Annotated in this window: 20 protein-coding genes; 10 read left to right on the top strand and 10 right to left on the bottom strand. The window is 67.7% G+C overall.

The features are described 5' to 3' along the window. Positions 1-96: 96 nt before the first annotated feature. From betT to AC5P7A_RS18275, 4 genes are all read right to left on the bottom strand, one after another. On the bottom strand, positions 97-2,076 hold the full coding sequence (gene betT, locus AC5P7A_RS18290) for a choline BCCT transporter BetT (RefSeq protein ID WP_049407437.1): 1,980 nt from the start codon (positions 2,074-2,076) through the stop codon (positions 97-99). 183 nt (positions 2,077-2,259) lie between these two features. Further along, positions 2,260-2,640, bottom strand: a complete 381-nt coding sequence (locus AC5P7A_RS18285) for a VOC family protein (RefSeq protein WP_046431075.1) — start codon at positions 2,638-2,640, stop codon at positions 2,260-2,262. 97 nt (positions 2,641-2,737) lie between these two features. Beyond that, positions 2,738-3,061, bottom strand: coding sequence for a DMT family transporter (locus AC5P7A_RS18280; RefSeq protein WP_014647443.1), 324 nt, complete (start codon positions 3,059-3,061; stop codon positions 2,738-2,740). Continuing rightward, complete coding sequence (locus AC5P7A_RS18275; protein ID WP_010485170.1) at positions 3,061-3,414, bottom strand: SMR family transporter; 354 nt, start codon at positions 3,412-3,414, stop codon at positions 3,061-3,063. The genes AC5P7A_RS18280 and AC5P7A_RS18275 overlap by 1 nt, the downstream gene beginning before the upstream one ends. Before the next feature lie 162 nt (positions 3,415-3,576). Between AC5P7A_RS18275 and AC5P7A_RS18270 the strand changes: the two genes are divergently transcribed. Beyond that, positions 3,577-4,428, top strand: coding sequence for a LysR family transcriptional regulator (locus tag AC5P7A_RS18270; protein ID WP_134808994.1), 852 nt, complete (start codon positions 3,577-3,579; stop codon positions 4,426-4,428). Between the two features lie 87 nt (positions 4,429-4,515). Here the strand turns inward: AC5P7A_RS18270 and AC5P7A_RS18265 are convergent, their stop codons facing one another. Beyond that, positions 4,516-5,436, bottom strand: coding sequence for a M14 family metallopeptidase (locus AC5P7A_RS18265; RefSeq protein WP_495220436.1), 921 nt, complete (start codon positions 5,434-5,436; stop codon positions 4,516-4,518). 131 nt (positions 5,437-5,567) lie between these two features. On the opposite strand from AC5P7A_RS18265, the gene AC5P7A_RS18260 reads away from it, so the two are divergent. The 3 genes from AC5P7A_RS18260 to AC5P7A_RS18250 all read left to right on the top strand — a co-directional run bounded on the left by AC5P7A_RS18260 (position 5,568) and on the right by AC5P7A_RS18250 (position 10,302). Next, positions 5,568-7,649: a TonB-dependent receptor family protein gene (locus tag AC5P7A_RS18260; RefSeq protein WP_495220435.1), complete on the top strand. Its 2,082-nt coding sequence runs from the start codon at positions 5,568-5,570 to the stop codon at positions 7,647-7,649. Positions 7,650-7,711: 62 nt separating this feature from the next. Further along, on the top strand, positions 7,712-9,484 hold the full coding sequence (locus AC5P7A_RS18255; RefSeq protein ID WP_227864338.1) for a chloride channel protein: 1,773 nt from the start codon (positions 7,712-7,714) through the stop codon (positions 9,482-9,484). Between the two features lie 101 nt (positions 9,485-9,585). Next, positions 9,586-10,302 (top strand): MgtC/SapB family protein, encoded by a 717-nt coding sequence (locus AC5P7A_RS18250; protein WP_014647448.1) that lies wholly within the window; start codon positions 9,586-9,588, stop codon positions 10,300-10,302. Positions 10,303-10,375: 73 nt separating this feature from the next. On the opposite strand, the gene AC5P7A_RS18245 is transcribed toward AC5P7A_RS18250, so the two are convergent. Then, positions 10,376-10,783, bottom strand: a complete 408-nt coding sequence (locus tag AC5P7A_RS18245) for a MerR family transcriptional regulator (protein ID WP_495220434.1) — start codon at positions 10,781-10,783, stop codon at positions 10,376-10,378. 63 nt (positions 10,784-10,846) lie between these two features. Here AC5P7A_RS18245 and AC5P7A_RS18240 point away from each other — a divergent pair, with 63 nt between their 5' ends. Continuing rightward, positions 10,847-11,674, top strand: coding sequence for a class I SAM-dependent methyltransferase (locus tag AC5P7A_RS18240; RefSeq protein WP_495220433.1), 828 nt, complete (start codon positions 10,847-10,849; stop codon positions 11,672-11,674). Between the two features lie 80 nt (positions 11,675-11,754). On the opposite strand, the gene AC5P7A_RS18235 is transcribed toward AC5P7A_RS18240, so the two are convergent. The 4 genes from AC5P7A_RS18235 to AC5P7A_RS18220 all read right to left on the bottom strand — a co-directional run bounded on the left by AC5P7A_RS18235 (position 11,755) and on the right by AC5P7A_RS18220 (position 19,752). Next, complete coding sequence (locus tag AC5P7A_RS18235; protein WP_223224455.1) at positions 11,755-12,018, bottom strand: DUF6959 family protein; 264 nt, start codon at positions 12,016-12,018, stop codon at positions 11,755-11,757. Between the two features lie 148 nt (positions 12,019-12,166). Then, complete coding sequence (locus tag AC5P7A_RS18230) at positions 12,167-13,009, bottom strand: outer membrane protein assembly factor BamE (protein ID WP_495220432.1); 843 nt, start codon at positions 13,007-13,009, stop codon at positions 12,167-12,169. A gap of 61 nt (positions 13,010-13,070) precedes the next feature. Next, positions 13,071-18,536: an ESPR-type extended signal peptide-containing protein gene (locus tag AC5P7A_RS18225; protein WP_495220431.1), complete on the bottom strand. Its 5,466-nt coding sequence runs from the start codon at positions 18,534-18,536 to the stop codon at positions 13,071-13,073. 235 nt (positions 18,537-18,771) lie between these two features. Beyond that, a complete protein-coding gene (locus AC5P7A_RS18220) occupies positions 18,772-19,752 on the bottom strand; it encodes an AraC family transcriptional regulator (protein WP_032962548.1) in 981 nt (326 codons plus the stop codon). A 693-nt stretch (positions 19,753-20,445) separates the two neighbouring features. On the opposite strand from AC5P7A_RS18220, the gene AC5P7A_RS18215 reads away from it, so the two are divergent. From AC5P7A_RS18215 to AC5P7A_RS18195, 5 genes are all read left to right on the top strand, one after another. Continuing rightward, positions 20,446-20,634 (top strand): Flp family type IVb pilin, encoded by a 189-nt coding sequence (locus tag AC5P7A_RS18215; protein ID WP_005416979.1) that lies wholly within the window; start codon positions 20,446-20,448, stop codon positions 20,632-20,634. An 89-nt stretch (positions 20,635-20,723) separates the two neighbouring features. Then, entirely contained in the window at positions 20,724-21,269 is a 546-nt protein-coding gene (locus AC5P7A_RS18210; protein ID WP_126412472.1) for an A24 family peptidase, read from the top strand. After that, positions 21,266-21,742 (top strand): TadE/TadG family type IV pilus assembly protein, encoded by a 477-nt coding sequence (locus tag AC5P7A_RS18205; protein WP_032962550.1) that lies wholly within the window; start codon positions 21,266-21,268, stop codon positions 21,740-21,742. The genes AC5P7A_RS18210 and AC5P7A_RS18205 overlap by 4 nt, the downstream gene beginning before the upstream one ends. A gap of 25 nt (positions 21,743-21,767) precedes the next feature. Beyond that, positions 21,768-22,802: a Flp pilus assembly protein CpaB gene (gene cpaB / locus AC5P7A_RS18200; protein WP_197606048.1), complete on the top strand. Its 1,035-nt coding sequence runs from the start codon at positions 21,768-21,770 to the stop codon at positions 22,800-22,802. A gap of 18 nt (positions 22,803-22,820) precedes the next feature. Continuing rightward, positions 22,821-24,179 (top strand): type II and III secretion system protein family protein, encoded by a 1,359-nt coding sequence (locus AC5P7A_RS18195; protein ID WP_180835396.1) that lies wholly within the window; start codon positions 22,821-22,823, stop codon positions 24,177-24,179. Positions 24,180-24,202: the final 23 nt, after the last annotated feature.

Here is a 24,202-nt window from a genome sequence, read left to right as displayed (position 1 = left end):
AGCCGAGCCCGTGCTCGGCTGCTCTTCGGCAACAGGAAGCCGAGCATGGGCTCGGCTCTGCTGGGGTGTGCGGACCAACGGTCCGCACCCACCGCATCACCGGCTCAGGTGCAGGAACTGCAGGTGCCGTTCGTACTGGCTGATGATGTCGTTGATGATCTGCTTGCGGCTGTAGCCGACCAGGTCGTAGTCCTGGCTGCCTTCGAACAGATGCACTTCCGCGCGGTAGTAGCGCTGGTTGCGCAGCTGCTGCGCGGCGAACGACGGGGTCAGGTAGCCACTCAGGATCACCCGGTACAGGAAATCCTGCTGCTCGCCATGGTTCACCGTCAGCTCCATGTCGCCGGCCTCGAAGCGCGTGGCCACGTCCCAGCCCTGCCCGCGCAGCTGTTCGGCCACCGCTTCCATCGCCGGCTTCACCGTGTCATCCATGAAGCGGTAGACCTGGTCGCGCACCGGGAAGTGCATGGCCTGGCTCAGGCGCTGGCGCCAGCCCTGATGGTGGCGATCGTCACCGATCAGCGGCGAGGGCCGGTACTGCAGCGCGCGCTTGCGGTGCGATTCGTCACTGAAGGCGCGGGTCAGGCCCCACATCATCAGCAGCAGCACCGCCGAGAACGGCAGCGAGGCCAATACCACCGCCGATTTCAGTGCATCGATGCTGCCGGCCAGCAGCAGCCCGGCGGTCAGCACCGCGATCACCGTGCCCCAGAACACGCGCAGCCAGCGCGGACCATCATCCTCCGGCGCGCCGCCGTGCGAGGACAGCGTGGACAACACCACCGCCCCCGAATCAGCCGACGTCACGAAGAAGATGAAGCTGACCAGCACGGTCACCGCGATCACCGTGCGGCTCCACGGGTAGCCATCCAGCAGTGCATACAGCACGGTCGGTGGGTCATCCACCGCCAGCTGCGCCAGCTGCTGCTGGCCGTGGTGCAGCACCTGGTCCAGCGCGCTGTTGCCGAAGATCGACAGCCAGGCCAGGGTGAAGCCCAGCGGGATCAGCAGCACGCCGAACACGAATTCGCGGATGGTGCGGCCACGCGAGATGCGCGCGATGAACAGGCCGACGAACGGCGCCCAGCCGATCCACCAGGCCCAGTAGAACACCGTCCAACCGCCCAGCCATTCCGGCCGGCCGCCATAGGCGTACACATCGAAACTCTTGCCGACCACGCTGCCCAGGTAGTCGCCCAGGTTCTGCATCAGCGTACTCAGCAGGTACTGGGTGGGGCCGGCGCACAGCATGAACAGCACCAGCGCGATCGCCAGCAGCATGTTGATGTTGGCCATCCAGCGCACGCCCTTCTCCACGCCTGAAACCGCGACGGCCACCGCCGCGCCCATCATGCTGACCACCAGGATGATCTGCACCAGGTTGGAGTGCGGGATGTTGAACAGGTGCGACAGGCCCGCGTTGAGGTGCAGCACGCCGAAGCCCATGTCGGCGCCGATGCCGAATACGGTGGCGACAATGCCCAGCGCGTCCACGGTGTAGCCGATCGGCCCGTTGATGCGCTTGCCGATCAGCGGATACAGCGCCGAGCGCAGCGCCAGCGGCAGGTTGTGGCGATAGGCGAAGTAGGCCATCGCCATCGCTGCGAGTGCGAACACGCCCCAGCCATGCAGGCCCCAGTGCAGGAAGAGCAGCTGCATGGCCTGGCGCGCCCCGGCCTCGCCCGCCGCCGGTTCGCCCTGCGGCGGCTGCAGGTAGTGGGTCAGCGGTTCGGAGACGCAGAAGAAGAACAGGGTGATGCTGATGCCGGCGGCGAACAGCATGCCGGCCCAGGAAAGATAGCTGAACTCCGGCTCATCATGGTCGGCGCCGAGCTTGATGCCACCATACTTGGACAGCGCCACACCGACCACGAACACCAGGTACAGGGTCATCGCCAGCAGGTAGTACCAGCCGACATTGAGTGCGGCCCAGTCCTGCGCCTTGACCAGCAGGCGGCCCGCACCGAGCGGAAACAGGCTGACGAACAGCGCGAACGCCACGACAACGATCGCCGCGAAGGCGAACACAGGCCGAAGGGTGCGCACCGGGGATTGTTGCGGCTCCAGTACATCCATGGGGCGGCGTTCTCCAGTAGATCAAAGGGTTAGCCGACCGATTCTGGCTGAACCGCAGTGGACAGAGCATGAAGTTGCGGCCTGTGGTCACAGGCCCGGCCCACCATTCCGTGTTATCACGCGCGCGCCGGAGCGCAACCTTGCCCGCGCGGGCTGCGGCGCGGCCACGCGCATCCTGTCCGATCACGACATTACATGCACCGCACACAGCTTGTTGCCATCCGGGTCACGCAGATAGGCCAGAAACACCTGCCGACCGGACATGTTGCGGACGCCGGGCGGATCTTCGATTGCGGTACCACCGTGAGCCACGCCAGCTTCCTGCCAGGCACGCACGGCCTCTGCACTGCCCAGACTGAAACCGATGGTGCCGCCGTTGGCATGGCACGCTGGCTGCCCATCGATCGGCGCGGTCACGCCGAACATCCGCCCATCCTTGAAGTACAGCAGCCGACCCTTTTCGTCGAACACACCCGGACGTGCCCCCATCGCGGCGAACAGGGCATCGTAGAAGCGATGCGCAACGTCCATGTCGTTCGTTCCAACGGTGATGTGGCTGAACATGCGGGCACTCCTTGTGGAAAGCCGCAGTGTCGGCGAGCGCGGGCGACTTCGCAAATCGCCCGCACCGGTGCCGCCACGCCCGCGAAAAGACCCGTTGCTACTTGGCGGTGCTGAGCAGCAGCACCGCCGCAGTGACCAGACCGATGCCGATCCAACCGATCGGACGCAGGCGGTTGCCGAACAACAGGCGTCCGCAGGTGGCGGTTCCGATCACGCCGATCGCACCCCACATCGCATAGGCGGTGGCCAGGTCCATGTAACGCACCGCCTGGCCCAGCAGGGCGAAGGCGATCCAGACCATGACGATCGCAGCGACACCCCAGCGCCAGCGGCGGAAGCCTTCCGACTTGGCCACCATCATGTTCGCGGCGACATCGATCAGCGCCGAACAGATCACGAAAAACAGAGCCAGGGTATTCATCAGTGTGCCTCCCCGAGGGTGACGCAGACGATGCCCACCACCGCCAGCACCAGGCCGGCCAGCTGCTGCAGTGACAGGCTCTCGCCGAACACGGTGAGGCCGACCACGGTCAGCAGGGTCAGGCCCAGGCCTTCCCACACCGCGTAGGCCACGCCCACCGCGATGCGACGCACCGACTGCGCCAGGAAGAAGTAGGACAGCGCCAGCGCACCGGCCATGATCAGATAACCGGTCCAGCCGCCATCGCGGGCGGCGTGGGCCATGAACGAGGTGCCGACCACTTCGGCGACGATCGCCACGGTCAGGCAGGCCCAGGCGACCAGCGCGCCACGGGCGGGAACAGTACGGGACATGTGAAACTCCTTGCAGGACGGGGACCGCGCCGCCTCATCAATGGATCCACGCCGCGCGTGGAGGGTCCGGAACGCCCCTCGCAGACAGGGGCGACGGGGGTTAGTATCATCGCCTTTTACGGTGGTATCAAAATGGATTCCATCGACAGGAGCGATGGATCAATGCCCTATTCCCCTGAATCCCTACAGGCCTTCGTGGAAGCCGCCGCGCTGGGCTCGTTCTCGGCCGCGGCACGGCGGCTGGGCAAGACCCAGTCGACGGTCAGCACCGCCATTGCCCACCTGGAAGCCGACCTCGGCGTGAGCCTGTTCGACCGCCGCGGGCGCTACCCGCGGCTGACCGAGGCCGGGCGCCAGGTGCTGGGCCACGCACAGGAGATCCTGGCCGCCGATGCCCGCCTGCAGCAGTTGAGCGTGCGCCTGTCCGCGCCGGTCGAGCCGCGCCTGACCGTGGTGTTTTCCGATGTCTACCAGCTGGATCCGGAGCAGCGGATCCTGCAGCGCTTCGCCGAAGCGTTCCCGGAGATCGAGCTGGAGTGGCTGGATGCCGAAGGCGAGGACGTGCTGGAGCTGGTCGGCAGTGGTCGCGCCGGGCTGGGCCTGCTGCCCAGGCAGGAGCGTTATCCCGATGGGCTGGTGGCGCGGCCGCTGGCGCACCACAGCGAACTGTCGGTGTACGTGGCGCGCGGACACCCGCTGGCCAGCGCCGGGCGTCGCGCCGCCGCACAACTGGCACGGCATCGGCAGGTGCGCCTGAGCGCGGAAGTCGATCAGACCCGCTTGGTCACCGGCCTCGCGTGGACCGCCACCGATTACCTGATGGTGATGGAGATGGCCGAGGACGGCATCGGCTGGGCCGAACTGCCGCGGGCGCTGGTGCAGCGCTATGACCGTGGGCGGCTGGTGGAACTGGTGCTGCCGGGCTGGCCGCGGCGCATCCACAGCGACCTGCTGTGGCGACGCGACACGCCGCCAGGCCCAGCCGCACTCTGGTGGGCCGACGCGTTGGGGTGAAAAAGGGGACGGAGGGGATTAAGTCGTTTGTGCCCCGGCGGTACTGGGGCACAAACGACTTAATCCCCTCCGTCCCCTTTTTATCTGTCAGCGATGGGCGAGCGCGTAATCCAGTGCCGCGCACACCGCTGCCACCTGTGCGTCGTTGCACTGCTGCGGGGTTGCCCGCGGGCTGTCCGGGTAGACCTCGGTGGTGGTGGTGTACTTCGCGCCGGTAATGCCGGCGCACAGGCCCAGCTTCACCAGCGGATACTCGATCACGCCGTGGGCGATCACCGGCGAACCGATGATCTCGCCCTTGTCGTCGGCGGGGGCGATATGGGTGACCTTCTCCACGGCGGCAATGACCGCCTGCTGGAAGGCCGGCTGCGGGGCCTCGCTGTCATCCACCAGGTAGAAGCCATCCGGAATCAGGCCCGGCTCGAACGGCTTGCCGTCACGCGCGGCCAGCGCCGGGCGGAACTCGCTTTCATCACTGTCGGTGGTCTCGTGCAGGTCGATGTGCAGCACGAACTGGCCCTTGATCGGTGCAACCAGCTCGATCAGCGCGGTCGACTCGCGGGCCGGGCCACCGGCGCGGAAGTTGCGGTTCGGGTCGATCGCATCGAAGTTCCAGCGGTTGATGCGCTCGAAGCCCCACGGATTCACGCACGGCGCCACCAGCAGATTGGCCTTGCCGGCATAGTCGGCGGCGTGCTTTTCGAGGAACTCCAGCGCGCCCATCACGCCACTGGTCTCATAGCCGTGCACGCCACCGGTAACCAGCGCGGCGGGCAGCGCCGGGTTCCAGTCGCGGCTGCGCAGGGCGAACAACGTATAGGTCTCGCCAGCGTAGTCGAGCTGGCCATAGGCCACCTTGTCGAAACGCGAGGCCAGCGCTTCGATGCGCGGCAGCACCTCCTGGTCATAGCGACGCAGGCGCTGCTGGCGACCACGCCACAGCTCCCGTTCCGCCGCTCCCCACGGCTGGCCAGGGGTTCCGACGGGGTAGAAGGCGGCTTGGGACATGGCGGATCTCGGCGAGTCAGGAAGCAATCGCCCACTCTACCACCGGGGCAACGGCATGAACCCGACGCGCATTCCATTGGCGAATGGAATCAGCAATAATTCTCATTTACGACCTTCCACAACCTGCGCCGATGCCCATCCACGCCCTGCAACCGGCCCGCCTGCCCCTGGCCGCCGCCCTCACCCTGTGCCTGCTTCCGGCCGCCAGCGTCTTCGCCCAGGACGGCGCTACCACGCTCGACAGCATCCAGGTCTCTGGCAGCTGGCTGGGTACCGGCCTGCATGACAGCGTGAAGCGCTTCGCCGGCGCGCGCACGGTGGTCGACCGCCAGCGCATCGAGGCCAGCGGCGCGGCCAGCATCGGCGATGCCATGCGCCGCATCCCCGGCGTGCAGGTCACCGACAACTCCGGTACGGCCGGCAGCTCGGTCTCGCTGAACATCGGCGTGCGCGGCCTGACCGGGCGCTACTCGCCACGCTCGACCGTACTGCTGGACGGCGTGCCGCTGGCGGTAGCGCCGTATGGCCAGCCGCAGCTGTCGTTCGCACCGACCAGCCTGTCCAACATCGAATCGATCGACGTGGTGCGCGGCGGCGGCGCGGTGCGCTACGGCCCGCAGAACGTGGGCGGCATCATCAACTTCAGCACCCGCGCCGTTCCCACCGAGGCAGGCCTGCACGGCGAAGCGGGCGTGCGCTACACCGCCTACGACCATGGCGGCGGTGACAGCACCCAGTACAACGCCTTCCTCGGCGGTACCGGCGACAACGGGCTGGGCGCCGCCCTGCTGTACTCCGGCCAGGACGGGCGTGGCTGGCGCCAGGGCAGCGATGACCGCTTCAACGACCTGGCGCTGAAGTTCGCCTATGCCATCGACGCGCAGCAGGAACTGCGTGCCAAGCTGTCGTACTACGATGTGCGCTCGCTGACCCCGGGCGGCCTGACCAGCGCGCAATACGAGGCCGACCCGTTCCAGAACACCCGCTCCACCGATTTCTGGAAGGGCCACCGCACCGGCATCGACCTGGGCTACACCAACACGCTGTCGGCCAACAGCGAATTCGAGGTGCTGGCCTATTACAACGAAAGCAGCCGCGCCAGCTCGCTGATCAACGCGGCCAATACCCAGTTGACCGTGCAGCCGCGCGATTACCGCGTGCTTGGCATCGAGCCGCGCTATACCCAGCGCCTGCATTGGGGCAGCACGGTGCACGACATCACCGCCGGCTACCGCTTCCTGCGCGAACGGGGCAACGACCGCAGCTACACCGTCAGCCGTCGCACCGGCGTGGCCAGTGCCACCACCCGTTTCGACAACGCGACCGATGCCCATGCGTTCTACATCGACGACCGCATCGCGATCGGCCAATGGCGGATCACCCCGGGCGTGCGCATGGAATGGATCGACATGGACCGCCGCCAGGCCGGTGGCACGGCGACCTTCAGCAGCCGCAACGACAAGGCCCTGCCCTCGCTCAACATCGCCTACCTGCTGACGCCACGGCTGACTGTGTTCGGCAACTACACCACCTCGTTCGGGCCGGTGCAGAACATCCAGCTCAATTCGCAGACGGCCAGCAACCCGCTGAACCCGGAAATCGCCAAGACCACCGAACTGGGCGCGCGCTGGCAGGACGGTGCACTGCGCGCGGAAGTGACCGTGTTCAAGATGCGCTTCGACAACCAGATCCTGCAGGTGCCGGGGATCACCCCACCGACCTTCCAGAACATCGGTGCCACCGACCACAAGGGTGTGGAGAGCGCGCTGGAGTACCACTTCGCCCAAGACAGTGCGCTGGCCGGGCTGGAGCTGTACGCCAACTACACCTGGACCCAGGCGATCCAGCAGTCCGGTGACAACCGCGGCCTGGACGTGCCCTTCTACTCGCGCGACACCGACAGCGTCGGCGCCCGCTACGCACTGGCCGGCTGGACCTTCAATGTCTCCAGCACCCACCAGAGCGGCCAGTTCTCCGATGCCGCCAACACCTGGGAAGAAACCGCTGACGCGCGCGTGGGCCGCGTGCCGGGCGTGCGCCTGTGGAACGCGCAGGTGGCCTGGCAGGTGCCGGGGCTGGACGACAGCGAGATCGCGCTGGGCGTGAACAACCTGGCCGACAAGCGCTGGTACACCCGCAACGTCGATGGCAACGCCGGCCGCATGGTGGCTGCGCCACGCACCTTCTACGTGCAGGGCCGCTACCGCTTCTGACGCGGTAACCGCCCGATGCAGTGACGGCGGCGACCACGGTGGCGGCGTATCATGCCGCCACCATGTCACTGCCTGTTTCGCCATCGCGCCTGCATCTGGCCTTCCAGGGCCTGCGCCTGCGCCTGCGCGGCAGCGACCTGTGGTTCATCGCGCTTGCCCTGCTGGTCGGCCTGATCGCCGGCTACCTGACCCTGCTGCAGTCCGGCATCGCACGCTGGCTGCAGGGCACCCTGTACGGGCTGGACGACGGCATGCGCCTGAGCTCCTTGCCCGCGCTGACCTGGACCGCACTGCTGGTGCTGCCGCTGGGTGGCCTGCTGGTCGGCCTGGTCAGCCTGGCCGCGACCCGGCTCAAGCGGCCCCTGCTCGATGCGGTCGAAGCCAATGCCCTGCATGGCGGGCGCATGTCGATGCGCGACAACCTCATCGTGCTGACCCAGACCCTGCTGTCCAATGGCTGCGGCGCCTCGGTCGGGCTGGAGGCTTCGTATACGCAGATGGGAGCGGGCAGCGGCTCGCAGCTGGGCCGGGTGATGCGCCTGCGCCGCAACGACGTGCGCATCCTGGTCGGCGCCGGTGCCGCCGGTGCCATCGCGGCCGCCTTCGGGGCGCCACTGGCCGGCGCGTTCTACGCCTTCGAGATCGTCATCGGCGCCTACACCCCGGCCGCACTGGCGCCAGTGGCGGTGGCCGCGCTGGCAGGTGCATTCGTGGCCGACCAGGCCGGCATCGAGCCCTACCTGCTGCCGGCTGCCTCGACGATTGATGTCCGCGCCGCCGACTACGCCATTTACGGCCTGCTTGGCTGCTGCTGCGCGATGGTCGGCATCGCGGTGATGCGGCTGATCGCCTCGATCGAAGGCACGGTCAAGCGCAGCCCGCTGCCTGCCTGGGGTCGGCCGGTGGTGGGCGGCCTGCTGCTGATTCCGCTGGCCCTGGCCAGCCCGCAGGTGCTGTCGTCCGGCCATGGCGCGCTGCACCTGGACCTGACCACGCACCTGCCGCTGATCTGGATCGGCGGCCTGCTGACCCTGAAGTGCCTGGCCTCGGGCATCTCGCTCGGGTTTGGTTTCCGCGGCGGCCTGTTCTTCGCCTCGTTGTTCATGGGCACCCTGGTCGGCGCCCTGTTCGCCGGCCTGCTGGCGATGGCCACTGGTGTGCCGGTGATCGATGCCACGTCCGCCGCGCTGGCTGGCATGGCAGCGTTGGCCGCCGCCGTGGTCGGCGCACCGATGACCATGGCCATGCTGGTGCTGGAAGGCACCCACGACTTCCTGCTGACCAGCGTGGTGATGAGTGCGGTGCTGGTCTCCAGCACGCTGGTACGGCAGTGGTTCGGTTATTCGTTCTCGACCTGGCGCATGCACCTGCGCGGCGAGACCATCAAGAGCGCACGCGACGTGGGCTGGGTGCAGAACCTCAACGCCGGCCGGCTGATGCGCAAGGGCGTGGCTACCGCGCCGGCCGATCTCGATGCCACCACGTTCCGCCAGCGCTTCCCGCTGGGTTCGGGCAGCCGGGTGATCCTGATCGACAGCGAAGGCCATTACGCAGGCATCGTGCAGATTCCGCGCGTCTACGGCGACGGCGTGAAGCCGGAGACCATGATCGGCGAGCTGGCCGAGAACCGGGACGTGTCACTGTCACCGGCCGCGGACGTGGTCAGCGTGATGCAGCGCTTCGACCAGACCCAGGCCGATGAACTGGCCGTGGTCGCCGCCGACGGCCAGGTCCTGGGCGTGGTCTCTGAAGCCTTCGTCCGCAAGCGCTACGCCGAGGAACTGGACAAGCGCCAGCGCGAACTGATGGGCGAGCGCGTCGACGACACCGACTGACCCCGCAAAAAGGGGACGGAGGGGATTAAGTCGTTTCTGACGCTTTCGAAATCCGCGCATGGCGTGGATCTACTGTCACCTCGACCGGGTAGACTCCGGCCATGCGCTTCATTGAGACCTTCCAGGCCGGTCCCTTCGCCGACACCGTGGTCAGCCTGCTGGCCGCCTTCGTGCTGGGCACGCTGATCGGCGCCGAGCGCCAGTACCGGCAACGCACCGCCGGCCTGCGCACCAACGTGCTGGTGGCAGTGGGCGCCGCCGCCTTCGTCGACCTGGGCATGCGCATCGCCGGCAGCGCCGAGGCGGTACGGGTGATCTCCTACGTGGTCTCCGGTGTCGGCTTCCTCGGCGCCGGCGTGATCATGAAGGAAGGCATGAACGTGCGCGGCCTGAACACCGCCGCCACCCTGTGGTGCTCGGCGGCGGTCGGCAGCTGCACCGGCGCGGACATGCTGGCCGAGGGCGTGCTGCTGACCGTGCTGATCATCGCCGGCAACACGCTGCTGCGGCCGCTGGTGAATGCGATCAACCGCATCCCGATCAACGAGGCGGCGACCGAAGCCACCTACGAAGTGCGTCTGAGCGTGGATGCCGAAGCCGTACCGCGGGTGCGCGAGCGACTGGTCGATGCGCTGGAGGCCGCGCAGTATCCGGTGGGCGATGTGCAGGTGGTCGAGCATGCCGACGCGCCTACCGACGTGATCGCGGTGCTGGTCAGTACCGCGGTCAGTGCCGACGAGCTGGATCTGGTGCTGGCACGGATGGAGCACGTGCCGGGGGTGCTGCATGCCACGTGGGAAGTCAGCACCCGCGATTGATTCATCCACGCAGGGCGTGGATCTGCCGAGGTCGTGCTGCAGTGGATTCACGCCATGCGTGGATACGCTTCTCTCACCCACCCGCCATGCGCTGCTGTGCCCGCAGCAGCTTCCGGAACGAGCCGCACTTCCGGGCATCCTCTGCCTGCGGGCAGGCCGCCGCACGTTGCAGGTGCCGGCGCACCCGTTGCAGCTGGATGATCTGCCGCTGCAGCACATCAGCCTGCGCCAGCAGGGCCTCACGATCCAGCGTAAGGCATCCGCGCTGCGGCGGCAGCGATGCGCCGATCTGCTGCAGCGACAGCCCGGCCGCCTGGCCCAGGCCGACCAGTGCCAGCCGCTCCAGCACCTGCTCGTCGTACTGCCGGCGCAGGCCGCGACGGCCCACTGCCTGCAGCAGCCCAAGCTGTTCGTAGTAACGCAGGGTCGAGGCCGGCACGCCACTGCGCTTGACCACTTCGCCGATATCCAGTTCATGCACGGGCTTGACCTCAAGTGACCTTCAAGCGCCAACCTATGGGCGACTTCCCTGCAAGACAAGACCATGACCCGTACACCCCCCGTTGATCAGAGCGCCCTGTGGAACGGTCCTGGCGGCCAGGTCTGGGTTGCGCAGCAGGCCATTCTCGATGGCCTGTTCCAGCCCATGGCCGACCTGCTGGTGGCCGAACTTCCGGAGACCGTCACGCAACTGCTGGATGTAGGCTGCGGTACCGGTGCCAGCCTGCTGGCATCAGCCGCCGCACGCCCAGCGACACACAGCACCGGCCTGGACATCTCCGCGCCGATGCTGGCGCTGGCCCGCCAGCGCGCCGAGGCTGCGGGACTGGACGCGGACTTCATCGTGGCAGACGCGCAGCGCCATCCTCTGCCGTCCGCGCACTTCGACTGGATCCAGTCGCGGCTGGGCGTGATGTTCTTCGAGGACAGCCAGGCCGCGTTCGCCAACCTGCATCGTGCCGCGACACCCGGCGCTGGGCTGCGCTTCATCGCCTGGCGCAGTGCCGACGAGAATCCATTCATGACCACGGCCGAGCGCGCCATCGGCGATGCACTGGATCTGCCGCCCCGGGTACCCGGCGCGCCGGGACAGTTCGCCTTTGCCGACGGCGGGCAGGTACAGCGGCTTGTGCGGGCCGCTGGTTGGAAGGATGTGGAGGTGGTTGCGGTGGACCTGCCCTGCTCGATCGCCTGCGAAGACCTGCCCACCTATGTCGGCCAGCTGGGCCCGTTGGGGCTGGCCCTGCGCTCAATGCCGGAAGCCCGTGCCGCCGTGCTTCGCCACCAGGCGCTGGCTGCATTCGCGCCGTTCATCGAAGGCGACCGCGTACGCGTGGATGCCGCCTGCTGGCTGGTCCGCGCCCGCGCGTAGGAAAAGGGGACGGAGGGGATTAAGTCGTTCTTGCCCCGCGTGTGCAGGAAACGACTTAATCCCCTCCGTCCCCTTTTTCTTTACAGCGCCTCGCCGGCGTCGGCCAGGCGCGATTCGATCAAGGCGTACCACTGCTGCAGCACGTCGATCAGCATGTCCAGCTCGGCGTCGGTGCGCTGTGCGCGGCCGCTGCGCAGGCAGGCCTGTGCTTCCTGCAGTTGGGCCAGGAACCCTGCCACGGTATCGGCCTGCAGGATCAGGCCGGGCAGGCGCCGGCCCGGGATGCGCACCACGGCATGGTTGCCGAGCTGGCCGTACACGCTGAGCGTAGCTTCCGTCTTCATGGAGAGTGGCAGGAATTGGGCATTCATCGCGTGCACCGTTTGAAGACCTGAGCCGCAGGCAGGCGTGGACGACGGGGGAGACGTTGCCACGCCTGCCGGCGGTCAGGGGGGACTCGGGATGCCGGGGCACAGCCCCGGCGCAGGAGGGTCAACGTGGCTGTGCCATCCCGGCGATCTGCACGCGCCGGTTCGGCGCCAGGCAGGCAATCAGCTCGCGCCGGTTGCGCTGCCCGCACTGCACGATCGGCTCAGCCGCGCCGCGTCCTTCGGCGCTGATGCTGGCCGCAGGCACGCCGCCCTGCACCAGCGCGCTGCGCACGGCCTCGGCGCGGCGCTGCGACAGCGCCTGGTTGTAGCTGGCGCTGCCGATACGGTCGGTATAGCCGGTCACCCTGATCGACTGCACCTGTGCGGCTTCGCGTACCTGCGCCAGGATGCCCTGCACCGCCTGCTGCCCTTCCGCGCTCAGCACCGCGCTGTCGAAGCCGAACAACGCGTCGGCCGACAGCCGCAGCGGCTGTTCCGGCAGCGGTGCCGGTGCCGGTGCCGGCGGGACCGGTGGCCGCGGCGGCTCCAGCACGGCCGCGCACGATTCCGGCTTCCAGTACCCCGCCTGGGCAATGCCCTTGCTGTCAAAGCGGACCTGGAACTGGCAGGTGAAGTACTCCGCACCTTGCGCGGTGCGGAAGTTGAACAGGTAGTTCCACTCGCGCACAGCCCACATGCCTTCATTGAAATGCGGCGTGCCCAGCAGCGTGTACAACTGCCGCTTGCTCATGCCCGGCGCGAAGCGGCGCAGGTCGGCGACGTCCGGATAGATGCCTTCCTTCAACGAGGCCCTGGAGGCCTCCGGGAACTGCACGGCGGTGGCTTCGACGGGACCGTCGGTGGCCGGCGCATGGCTGCGGCAGGCGGCCAGCAGGCCCATCCCCAGGATCAGGCCCAGCGTAGCGGCATGTTGGCCGGCGCGGGCGATGCGATGCTGTTTCATGTCATTCCCCCTGTAGACGTTTCCGCGATGCCGGGCCGCGGGTGCGGCCCGGCGGCGGGGATCACCACTGGATGCCGGCACCGACGGCCACGCCGGCCTCGCCACGGCTGTTGGTCGAACCGCTGAACTTGTAGATCCAGCGCCCGCCTTCGGAGACACCGGAGATGCCCAGCGCCACGCCCGATTCGCCGTTGTAGCTGCCAGCCGCGATCGAGGCCATGCTGCGGCCCGCCTCGCTGGGCTGCGGCAGCGCTGCGGTGGCCATCGCCGAGGCGATACCGGCCGAAGCACGGTTGTCGGTCTTGCGCAGGTCGCGCTCGAAGCCACCCATGCGCTCGTCGGTGTAGGCCTTGGACCAGTCCAGGGTCTGCGCCATGCCCGACTTCAGCTGATCGACGTTGACCGCGTCGGTACCGGCGGTGCCAGCGGCAACGTTGCGCACCGTGGTCGGGCCGCTGCTGGTGCTGCCCAGGGTGACGCTGTTGTAGTTGGTCGCACCGTTCACCGTGGTGTCGTAGCGGATGGTGCCCTGCTGCGAGGCCTGCAGCTGGCGCACGTTGACCGCGTCGGTGGCCTGCGAGCCGTCGGCCACGTTGACCACCTGGCGTTCGGCGCCGCTGGCACCCACCGAGACCGTGTTGGCCCGGTTCGCCACCGAACCTGCACCCAATGCCACCGAGTTGTCGGCCTGCGCCTGTGAACCATTGCCGAGCGCGGTCGAGTTGGCACCGGCGGCAGTGGAGCCTGCACCACCGGCGGCGGAGTTGGCGCCGCTGGCGGACGGATCGGCCAGGTTGTTGGTGTTGTTGGCGCGGAAGCTGCCCGCCACGTTGGTGATGTTCTGGATCTTCTGGTCGGTGTACTTCTTCGACTCGTCGATGGCGTAATTCACGCCGTTCTTCAGCTGGCCGACATTGGTTGCGTCGTAGGTGTCCGAGCCGTCGGCAACGTGGGTGATCTTGCGCTCGCTGCCGCTGCTGCCGACCGAGACCTCACCGGCCGAGTTGCTGGCACCGGTCTGGCCGTAGGCGCCGGTATAGCCGCTCTGTGCGCCAACGCTGGCCACCGAACCGGCACCCAGCGCCACGCTGTTGCCGGCACTGCTGCTGGCACCGTTGCCGACCGCCACGCTGTTGGCACCGGCTGCACTGGCCTGCGGGCCGACCGCCACCGCTTCCGCACCGGCCGCGGTGGCTGCGGCCGCCGTCGAGTTCACCGCCAGGTAGGCACTGCCACCGCCACCGTTGGTGATGCGCTGGTTGAGGACCTTCAGCGAGCCATCGACGGCAGTGAAAGCGGCGGTGACGTTGTTGTAATCGCCGCTGGTGAAGGTGCCATCGGTGGCGATGCTGGAAATGCTGAACGTCGGCGCGGTCCACGCGTTGGTGGTGCCGTTGTAGGCAGTGGTGCCGCCGAAGTAGTTGGCGATGGTGCTGTGGGTGCTGAACAGCTGGTCGCCGGTGATGGCGTCGCTGCTGCCGGCCAGGATGCTGCCGGCGGCGACGTTGGTGATCTTCACCGCACCGGTACCGGTGCCCGTCAGCGTCACGCTGTTGAGCACGTTGCCACTGCCGTCGACATCGTATTTCACGGCCAGCTTGTCGATCTCGCCGGTCTGGTCGGCAACGTTGGCCAGCGAGTTGCTGACCGCATCGAAGGCGGTGCCGACGTCGTTGTAGCTGCCCTTGGTCACGGTGCCGTTGGCGGCGACGTTGTTGATCGAGTACGTCGGTGCGGTCAGCACGCCGCTGGCGCTGACCGCAGCACCACCGCCGAGGTGGGTGGCCACGGCCTGGTTGGCGGCGAACAGCTGGGCCCCGTTGATGGCCTCGCTGCTGGTGGCGCTGACCTGGCCCGGGCCGAGATTGCGCAGCGTGGTGGCGGTGCCGGCCTGGCCCAGCGTGGCGCTGGCATAGTTGACGCTGCCATCGGCGTTGAGGTCATAGCGCAGTGCCCCCTGCTCCGAGGCCTGCAGCTGTCCCACGTTGACCGCATCGGTGGCCGCGGTACCGGCCGCCACGTTGATGACCTGACGCTCTGCGCCAGCGGCACCGATGGAAACCGTGTTGGCACGATCGGCAAGGCTTCCCGCACCCACTGCGATGCTGTTGGCTGCCGTCGCCCGCGCATTGGTGCCGACCGCGATCGAATCGGCGCCGCTGGCCACGGCCTCGGTACCGGTCGAGTTCACCCGCAGGTACTTGGTACCGCCGTTGCGGATATCGGTGATCTGCGTGTTGAGGTTGACCAGCGAACCATCCACCGCCGCGAAGGCATCGGTGGCGTTGGTGTACAGGCCCTGGGCGATGGCGCCGGTGGTGGAGATCGTGCTGATCTCGAACAGCGGTGCGGTGAAGATGCCGCTGGCCGGGTCAAAGGCTGCACGACCACCGAAGAAGCTCGCGATCGCGCTGTTCGTGGCCGCCAGCTGGCCACCGTTGACGGCCTCGAGGCTGCCCGCGGTGACCGCACCGGCGGCGAGATTGCCGATGGTGGTGGTGCCGGTGCCTGCGCCGAGGGTGACCCGTCGATAGTTCGGATTGCCGCCGGCGTCCAGATCGTAGGTCACCGCGGCATCGGCCACACCATTGATCAGGCTGATGGCCCCCTTCAACTGCGCTACGTTGACCGCGTCGGTGTTGCCGCTGCCCGCAGCCACGTTGGTGATCTGGCGCTCGCCCCCACCGGCGGTGCCCACCGATACTTCACCGGCCGAGACCTGCGGCGCCGTGAGGCCGTAGGCACTGTAGCTGGCCTGCGCGCCACGCAGTGCGGCCGAGCGGTAGCCCAGCGCGACCGAGTTGGCCTGGTTGGAGGTGGACTCGGCACCCAGCAGGGTCTGCCCGTTGGCGGTCCCGACGGCACTGTCGCCGACGATCACCGAATGGCCCATGCGCGCGGCATAGTCGGCCGTCGGCACGCCGGTCGGGTTGCTGGGATCGTTCACGCCATCACCGGGGAAGGCGACATTGGCATCGACCTTCGGCAGTTCATGGCGTGCGTTGGCGCCGATCACCACTTCCTTCGAGCCGTTGGCGAAGGCGCCATCGCCCATCAGCACCTGGTAGTCCTGCGCGGCGTTGACGGCCCAGCAGGAGATGTCGGCCAGCGCGATGTCCAGGCACTTGGCCGCCCAGGCCGGGGAATCCTTCGGCAGCAGCAGGCCCAGCAGGCCACCCGGATTGCCGTTGTTGATGTTGTAGATGTAGCTGTCGGAAGTGACGCCACCGATCAGGGTCAGGTGCGAGCTGCCGCCCGTGGCCGCGCCGCCCAGACCGTTGAGCGTGCTGCCGACCGGCGACAGGTTCACCACCGGCAGGCCCAGCACATTGACCGTCGAATAGGTCTGCATCACGTTGGCATTGCTGAGCTTGAGATTGCCATTGCTCAGGTAGCCATTGCCGCCGAACAGGCTGGTGGTGGTCGGCCCGATCAGCTGGCCGACATTGCCGACCAGGCCACCGGTGCCGATGATCAGGCCGGCATTCGGGTCGGCCGGCGCCGGTGCCTTCGGGCTGGTCGGCGGGATCGCCGACGGCTGGGTCAGGCCGAGACTGCCGAGCGTGCCACCCACCAGGCCGCCCACGGCGCTGCCCAGGTTGCCGACAGTGCCATTGAGATTGCCGTTGAGCAGGTTGCCCACCGCGCTGCCGACGTTGCCCAGCGTGCTTCCCAGCACGCCGCCCAGGCCTGTGCCGGGGCTACCGGTGGTGCCGTTGAGAATGCCGCCCACTGCACCACCGACCGTGCCGACGGTATTGCTAAGCGTGCCGCCCACCGCACTGCCGACGGTACCGTTCAATGCGCCACCGACTGCGCCCACCGTGTTGTTGAGCGTGCCGCCCACTGCACCGCCGACCTGGCCGACAGTGCCGTTCAGTGCGCCACCCACCGCACTGCCGACGGTACCGACAGTGCCGTTCAGAGCGCCACCGACTGCGCCTACCGTGTTGTTGAGCGTGCCGCCCACTGCACCGCCGACCGTACCGACAGTCCCGTTCAGAGCGCCACCCACGGCGCCGCCGACGGTACCGACGGTGCCGTTCAGTGCACCGCCGACTGCGCCGCCAACTGTGCCGACCGTGCCGTTCAGAGCACCGCCAACTGCACCACCGACTGCGCCGACCGTGTTGTTGAGCGTACCGCCCACTGCGCTGCCGACCTGGCCAACGGTGCCGTTCAGAGCTCCGCCCACAGCACCACCGACCGCACCGACCGTGTTGTTGAGCGCGCCGCTCACGGCGCTGCCAACTGTGCCTGCCGTGCCGTTCAGTGCACCGCCCACTGCGCCACCGACCGTGCCTACCGTGCCGTTCAGTGCACCGCCAACCGCACCACCGACTGCGCCCACCGCGTTGTTGAGCGTGCCACCCACTGCACCGCCGACCGCGCCGACTGTGCCGTTGAGTGCACCGCCCACTGCGCCACCGACTGTTCCGACAGTACCGTTCAGAGCGCCGCCCACTGCACCGCCAACCGTGCCAACGGTGCCGTTCAGCGCACCACCCACCGTGCTACCGACCGCACCCGCGGCACCGTGAAGCGTCCCGCCGACAGCATCCACTGCTCCGCCCACCAGACCGCCGACGCCCAGCGCGCTGTGCTGCGCGGCTACGGTTGCCTGCCCGGCCAGCTTCAGGTTGCGATCGGCGACTACTTCCTGGCCGTCCGGCGCCTGCACGCGCACCTTGCCCGCGGCGCCGGCATCGAACGCGGCACTGATGGCGCGATCATGCGTGTCACCCGGCAGTTCCTCCTTGGCCGGCAGCGTGACCGCCGCCGTCGCCCGGGCCTGGCCCTGCCCCTCGATGTGATGGCCAGCCACCGCCAGATGCGCGTCGGTGTCGCCGTCGACAGAGGCCTTCAGGGACGAACCGCTGAGGCCCGCTGCCGCCTGGGCACCCGAATCGATCGAAGCGACCTGATGGCCAGCGATGCCGACCTTGGCCCTGGCGCGCGCATCGGCAGCGACGCCCAGCGGCGCCTGCGCGCCCGGCGCAACGTGCGCTGCCAGCGATGCATCCGCCTGTGCCGCCTTGATCGCAGTGTTGCCCAGGCCGACAGTGGCGCGTACATCGGCCGCCAGCGCCGGCACGGCCACCTGCTTCGGCGTGGTGTTCGCTGCCAGCTTCACCTGCACGGCGGCCGGCAATACGTCACGCACCACCGGCAGCGATGTGGTGTTCAACTGCAGGCCCAGGCGAGCGTCCGCACTGATCGCGGGGCTGCTCTGCGCCTGTCGCGCGGCGGCAGCCAAGGCCACTTCCGCGTCGACCTTGACCGGCATCGGCTGCGCATACTTCGCCGCAAGCGCTTGCAGGTCGCGCAGCGACTGATTGGTTTCCGATGCCCCTGCGTGGCCGCTGGCCAGCGCGCACAGCAGTGCCAGGGCCAGCGCGGTGGGCATCAGCAGGAAGGCGCGCGGATCGCGTGCGGCGCTGCCGCCGCTGTCGCCGGTGGCCAGTTCCGAGGCCACAACCAGAGCATTGAGCTGGCGGTTCCATACACGCCGGTAGATGCGGTTCATGAGCATTTCCCCCGTAGGCGAACAACTGGAATGTCAGTGGACTTGCCGTTAGGCAGGTGACTGACATTTCAGCGGTTGCAACGGTGGCGGCGCACTTCAATCCGGCACGGCAATCGCGCATTCCGGCAAATCCACGGCCGGAATCGGCAGCCGTTTATGCAGAAGCGGCAACATGATCGGCAAGCGGATGTGCAATTCCGGCACGAATGCCGCGAAAACCCTTGCGGGGCTTGGCTCAGGCCGGCTGGCCGATCTGCGCGGGCGCGCGCATCAGGGTATCGCGCGGCAGTTCGCCGAATACCTTGCGGTAATTGTCGGCGAAGCGCGAAAGATCCCACAGGCCGCAGCTGAGGGCGATGGCTTTCACCGAGCGACGGCTGGAATCGGCCATCGACAGGCTGCGGCAGGCCGCGCACAGGCGCAGCATGGAGAGATACCGGTTGGGCGAGGTTCCAAACAGGTCCTCGAACGCATAACGCAGGCCGCGCTCGCTGACCCCAGCCGCATCGCAGATTTCATTCATGTAGATATTGCGGCGCAGGTTGAGCCGCATGAAGTTCTCTGCCCGCTGTGCGATCAGATAATGCGTACGCCGTGCACGGCTGCAACCCGGGCGATCCGCCGCACCGGCACCCAGAAGGGCCTGCACATGCTCGTGCAGCAGGGTTTCAGTTTCTTCCGGCTGCAGGCCTGCACCCTGCCCCAGCTGCAGGTGCAGCTGCTGGTAGTGGCGTGCCAACGGCGTGCCTTCGCTGGCCAGATTGAACAGTGACAGTGCCTGGCCAGCGGGAGGCGTGCTGCGCAGGCTCAGTTCGGTCAGCTTGCGCTGCACCCGTGCCACCGGCAGCAGCATCAGGGTCATGTGCGTGCCTGGGCTCAGGGTGAACTCACTGATGCCTTCCGGCATGATCGTCAACGCCATCCCCGGCGTGAGCGGTACGCCATGGCACCAGCTCAGCGTCTCATCGGTGGCGTGCAGGTACCCGAGCATCGCCCAGTCCGGCGGCAGCATGAAACGGCCGCGGCAGTGGAAACCGCAGCTGATGCTGCAGAACAGGGCTTCCTCGTGCACGCGCGAAGCGAATGCCGCACGTGGCCCATTGCCATCGAGCAGCAGCAGTTCGACATCACAGACACGAAGCACGCCGCTCAGCGTGGCCAGGTCTATCGACCGCAGGCCGCTGTCGCCGCTGTCTCCTACCCCACCATCGACCATGACAGTGTTGTCCCCCGTTGATCCGCCATGCGATGCGGCCCCCACTGCCTGACAGGGCGCGCAGCGATCCAGAAACCACTTCCGTTGTCGCGCAGGCCGCATCGGCTCCGATGCGGCCAACCATGGAAATGCAACAGCTTGAATGCGAGTATGCCCGATAATCGGCGAAGGTAAACCCGCGGGCTGCAATGAAGAAAAAAGATACACAGATGAAGAAAATGTCGGCGCCATTGGCACGGTCTTCGCATGCGCCGGAAAATGGAAATCACATAATCTGCACGACCATGAATCGTTTTGCCTTCGAACGGATTCTCGTCACAGAAACGGCCTGAAAGTTTCAGCATCGCGGGGTTTCTGCCGAATTTGCATATAGGTTCCTGTTGCAGCCAACTTCCATTCAGGCAAAGTCGATAGCACGGTGATCCGGCCAACTGATCCGGCCGCACCCAGGGGGACAGCATGACCACGCACGCATCATTGGATGCCTCGACCACCGGCCCCGGGCCGAGCGGTCGCGACCGTGCGGCTGGCGGCCTGCCTGGAGACGATCACCCTGCTTGAGCACAGCGGGCCCATCCCGCCGTGCCTCCTCCGCCAGGACGCGCGGAGGCCCACGGACGATCCCGGCGGAGCCGGGCCACCGCCCAACGCAGGTGTACTGCATCCGCAGACAGGTAGAGGGAGACATTGGTCATGAACGCATCGATCCGCAAATTCCTGAAGGAAGAAGACGGTGTCACCGCGCTCGAGTACGGGCTGCTGGCTGCCGTCATCGCTGGTGTCCTGATCGCGGTCGGCAACGACCAGATCAAGGGGTTCTTCGAAACGCTGTTCAAGAACCTCTCCGCACTGGCCACCAAGGCGTCGGGCTCGACGACCTGAGCGGCGACCGCGCGCGGCCGGCAGAGCCGCGACGGTGGGGCGCATGGAACCAGGCGAAGACCGTCCAGTGACGGACGACGGAGTGTGCGATGACACTGCTGGGATTGTTGGCCATCGGCGTATGCCTGCGGATCGCGATCAGTGATCTGTATGCCCGTCGGGTGCCCAACGCCTGGCTGATCGCCGCTTGCGTGATCGCCACCGTGGTGATCGTCTTCGGCCAGTTCAGTGCGCCGCGCCAGCCGTGGCTGCCCCACGTTGCCGGCGCGGCGCTCGGCCTGTTGGCGCTGCTGCCGTTCTATGCCCTGCGCTGGATGGGCGCCGGCGACGTGAAGTTCTTTGCCGTGCTGGGGCTGATGCTGGGCTGGCAGGCGCTGCTTCCGGTCTGGCTGGTCGCCAGCCTCGCCGCCGGGTTGCACGCCGTGCTGGTGCTGGCGGGCCGGCGCCTGGGCGTGTTGCTGCCCGGCCACCTGCAGATGCAGGTGAATCGCACCAGCACGCAATGGCACGCGCATCCGGCCCTGCGCGACATGCAGACCGCACGCCAGGGACGACGTGGCATTCCCTATGCCGCCTACCTCGCACTCGCCGCCATCGGCTGGGTGCTGGCAAGCATCTACGGAGGTGCACCATGAACATCCGCAGCCCGCGCCGGCAACGCGGCGTCGCCAGCATCGAGTTCGCCCTGATGCTGATGCTCGGGCTGTTGCCGCTGCTGCTGTTCACCTTCTCCGGGGTGATGATCATGGCAGCACAGCAGACCCTGGCCACCGCCTCGGCCGAAGGCGCGCGCGCCTCGCTGCGCTACGGCACGGCCGGCGAACGGCGCACCGCCGCCTGCGTCGCCGCACGCACCTCGATGCAATGGCTGCTGCAGTTCTCCAAGCAGAACGTGGACTGCAGCGCGGGGGGCAGCAATGCCATCGTGGTGTCCGCGCAGGCGCCCTGCGCCGGCCTGGCCACGGCCCAGTGCATGACCGTGACAGTCAGCTACGACTACGCCAGCCATCCCTTCCTGCCCGGCACCGCCACGCTCTACAAGTGGGTGATGCAGGCTCCCATCCGCAGCGTCGCGGTCGCCCAGCTCGATCTCGGCAGCGGCAACTGATGACCGGTATTTTGGAGACGGTTCCATGCTCAAGTTGACCCGCATCGCTGCCGTCGCCCTGATCGGCCTGGCCGTGCTGCTGGCGCTGATCGCCTTCATGATCGGGCGCAAACCGGCCGCACCGGTCACGGCCGCGCCGATCACGCACAACGAAGTGCAGGCCATCACGGTGGTGGAAGCCGTGGCGCGCCTGCCCGCGGGCGAGCCGATCAGCGCCAACGACCTGCGCCTGGCCCAGCGCACATCCCCCGTCGCCGGTGCCGCCACCAGCATCGCCGCCGTGGTCGGCAAGGTGCCGGTGCAGGACATCGCCGAAGGCAGCCCGGTCAGCAGCAGCGCATTGGCACAGGGCTTCTCGCTGCAGCTGCGGCCGGGCGAGCGCGCACTGGCCGTGCCCGTGGACGAACTGGTCGGTGCCGGCAACCGCATCCTTCCCGGCGACTTCGTCGACGTCTTCCTCAACCTGCGCAATGCCCAGCCCAGCGTCAACAGCCCCGCCGAAGCCGCGCAGACGCGCCTGCTGCTGTCGCGCCTGCGCGTGCTGAGCTATGGGCAGCAGGACATCGCGCCGGTCGCCTCGGAAGCCACCTCCAATAGCGAGGCCGACACCCGCAACGACCCGCGCGCGGCCGACATCACCGGCAGTGGCGGCAGCCACAGCAGCAATGAAGCCCCGCAACCCGCGCGCAGCGCGGTGCTGGCGGTACCGGTGGCCGACGCCAATCGACTGCTGCTGGGTGCGCAGCAGGGCAAGCTGTTCCTGGCGCTGCGCAATCCCGCCGATACCGGCCTGCCCGACCTCGCACTGTTCCCTCAGTCGCGCGGCGTGATCGATCCGCTGCGTGGGCTCGACGCAGAGCAGCAGCTGGCGCTGCAGCGCCCGGAGAACCACGCCTTCGCCGGTATCGACGGCGACGCGCTGGCCGGCCGCGGCAGCGCCCCGCCACGCAGCAACGCGGATGCACCCGCGCGTGCGCCGGCGCCCCGTCGCAGCGCCCCGCGCGCTTCGGGTATCGAGATCATCCGTGGCGACAGTTCCGCCCCCCGTGGCTCCCTTTGACCAGCATCGAGCGCATCCATGACCGAACGTCACCGCCGTCCACGCCTTTCTCCCCGCCAGCGGTGGCTGGCCCTGCTGCTGGTGCTGCTGGCACCGGCAACGAGCGTGGCCGCCGATGACCTGGTGCTGCAGGCCCGTGAGCAGCGTCCCTGGAACCTGCCGGCCGACCTGGAACGGGTGGCCATTGCCGACCCCGGCGTTGCCGACATCGTGATGCTGCGCGGCCAGCGCCAGGCGCTGCTGGTGGGCAGGATGCCCGGCACCACCACCCTGCTGCTGTGGCACCGCAAGCAGGCCGAGCCGCAACGGGTGACAGTACGGGTGCAGAGCGCCGTACAGGGTGCGGCCAGCACCGGCGGCAACGATCTGGTGTTCACCCAGCAGGACCAGCAGGGCCTTTTGCAGGGAAGCACTGACAGCGTGCTCTCGCACATGCAGGAACAACGCACGGCGGCGATGGCACTGGGCAAGGAAGGTGCGCTTGCCGATACGTCCACCATCAGCAGCGGCGGTGTGGTCCAGGTCGAGGTCAAGGTGGTCGAGTTCAACAAGACCGCGATGAAGCAGATCGGCATCAACTTCCAGAACCGCAACGGCGGCTTCGCCTACGGCTTCGCGCGGCCCGGCACCGGGTTGCCGGGCAACACCGGCCTGCTGCCCGGCATGAAGGAAGGCAACAGCAGCAACGAGGCCGTCTCGCCGATTTCCTCGGCATTCCGCCTTGTTTTCGGCTCGACCAAGGGGCTGTGGAACGCCGATGTCGAACTGCTGCAGGCCAATGGCATGGCCCGCGTACTGGCCGAGCCGACGCTGGTGGCGCTGTCCGGGCAGAGCGCCAGTTTCCTGGCCGGTGGCGAACTGCCGATCCTGGAACCGCAGGGGCTTGGCACCACCACCATCACCTACAAGCCGTTCGGCATCGGCCTGACGGTGACCCCGACCGTGCTGGCAGCGAACCGCATCGCGCTGAAGGTAGCGCCCGAAGCGAGCGACCTGGACTACAGCAATGCCATTGTGCTCAACAACGTGCAGATTCCCTCGATCACCACCCGCCGCGCCGACACCACCGTCGAGCTGGGTGATGGCGAGAGTTTCGTCATCGGGGGCCTGGTCAGCTCCAACATCGTCTCCAACGTCAGCAAGATTCCGCTGCTGGGCGACCTGCCGATCATCGGCTCGTTCTTCCGCAACTTCGATTACAAGCGTCAGGACAAGGAGCTGGTGATCATCGTCACCCCGCGCCTGGTGCAGCCACTGGCGCGCAACACCGAACTGCCGCTGCCCGGCGAGCGCGAAGCCAGGCCGCATCTCCCCGAGTGGGGTTCCTGGTTGCTGGGTCCGGTCAGCCAGGACCCGGTGCCCGGATTCTCGCGCTGACTCCATGATGCCTGCGATACCAC

This window comes from Stenotrophomonas sp. YJH_SMC_65, assembly GCF_059369475.1.
Note: the sequence above shows the minus strand (reverse complement) of the source record. Positions and strands in the feature narration are given on the sequence as shown.

Coding starts and splice junctions, on each gene's coding strand:
- AC5P7A_RS18255 (WP_227864338.1), top strand. CDS start 7,712: ATGTCACTGCCTGTTTCGCCATCGCGCCTGCATCTGGCCTTCCAGGGC.
- AC5P7A_RS18275 (WP_010485170.1), bottom strand. CDS start 3,414: ATGTCCCGTACTGTTCCCGCCCGTGGCGCGCTGGTCGCCTGGGCCTGC.
- AC5P7A_RS18280 (WP_014647443.1), bottom strand. CDS start 3,061: ATGAATACCCTGGCTCTGTTTTTCGTGATCTGTTCGGCGCTGATCGAT.
- AC5P7A_RS18195 (WP_180835396.1), top strand. CDS start 22,821: ATGACCGAACGTCACCGCCGTCCACGCCTTTCTCCCCGCCAGCGGTGG.
- AC5P7A_RS18260 (WP_495220435.1), top strand. CDS start 5,568: ATGCCCATCCACGCCCTGCAACCGGCCCGCCTGCCCCTGGCCGCCGCC.
- cpaB (WP_197606048.1), top strand. CDS start 21,768: ATGCTCAAGTTGACCCGCATCGCTGCCGTCGCCCTGATCGGCCTGGCC.
- AC5P7A_RS18270 (WP_134808994.1), top strand. CDS start 3,577: ATGCCCTATTCCCCTGAATCCCTACAGGCCTTCGTGGAAGCCGCCGCG.
- AC5P7A_RS18230 (WP_495220432.1), bottom strand. CDS start 13,009: ATGAAACAGCATCGCATCGCCCGCGCCGGCCAACATGCCGCTACGCTG.
- AC5P7A_RS18265 (WP_495220436.1), bottom strand. CDS start 5,436: ATGTCCCAAGCCGCCTTCTACCCCGTCGGAACCCCTGGCCAGCCGTGG.
- AC5P7A_RS18250 (WP_014647448.1), top strand. CDS start 9,586: ATGCGCTTCATTGAGACCTTCCAGGCCGGTCCCTTCGCCGACACCGTG.
- AC5P7A_RS18215 (WP_005416979.1), top strand. CDS start 20,446: ATGAACGCATCGATCCGCAAATTCCTGAAGGAAGAAGACGGTGTCACC.
- AC5P7A_RS18235 (WP_223224455.1), bottom strand. CDS start 12,018: ATGAAGACGGAAGCTACGCTCAGCGTGTACGGCCAGCTCGGCAACCAT.
- betT (WP_049407437.1), bottom strand. CDS start 2,076: ATGGATGTACTGGAGCCGCAACAATCCCCGGTGCGCACCCTTCGGCCT.
- AC5P7A_RS18210 (WP_126412472.1), top strand. CDS start 20,724: ATGACACTGCTGGGATTGTTGGCCATCGGCGTATGCCTGCGGATCGCG.
- AC5P7A_RS18205 (WP_032962550.1), top strand. CDS start 21,266: ATGAACATCCGCAGCCCGCGCCGGCAACGCGGCGTCGCCAGCATCGAG.
- AC5P7A_RS18240 (WP_495220433.1), top strand. CDS start 10,847: ATGACCCGTACACCCCCCGTTGATCAGAGCGCCCTGTGGAACGGTCCT.
- AC5P7A_RS18220 (WP_032962548.1), bottom strand. CDS start 19,752: ATGGTCGATGGTGGGGTAGGAGACAGCGGCGACAGCGGCCTGCGGTCG.
- AC5P7A_RS18285 (WP_046431075.1), bottom strand. CDS start 2,640: ATGTTCAGCCACATCACCGTTGGAACGAACGACATGGACGTTGCGCAT.
- AC5P7A_RS18225 (WP_495220431.1), bottom strand. CDS start 18,536: ATGAACCGCATCTACCGGCGTGTATGGAACCGCCAGCTCAATGCTCTG.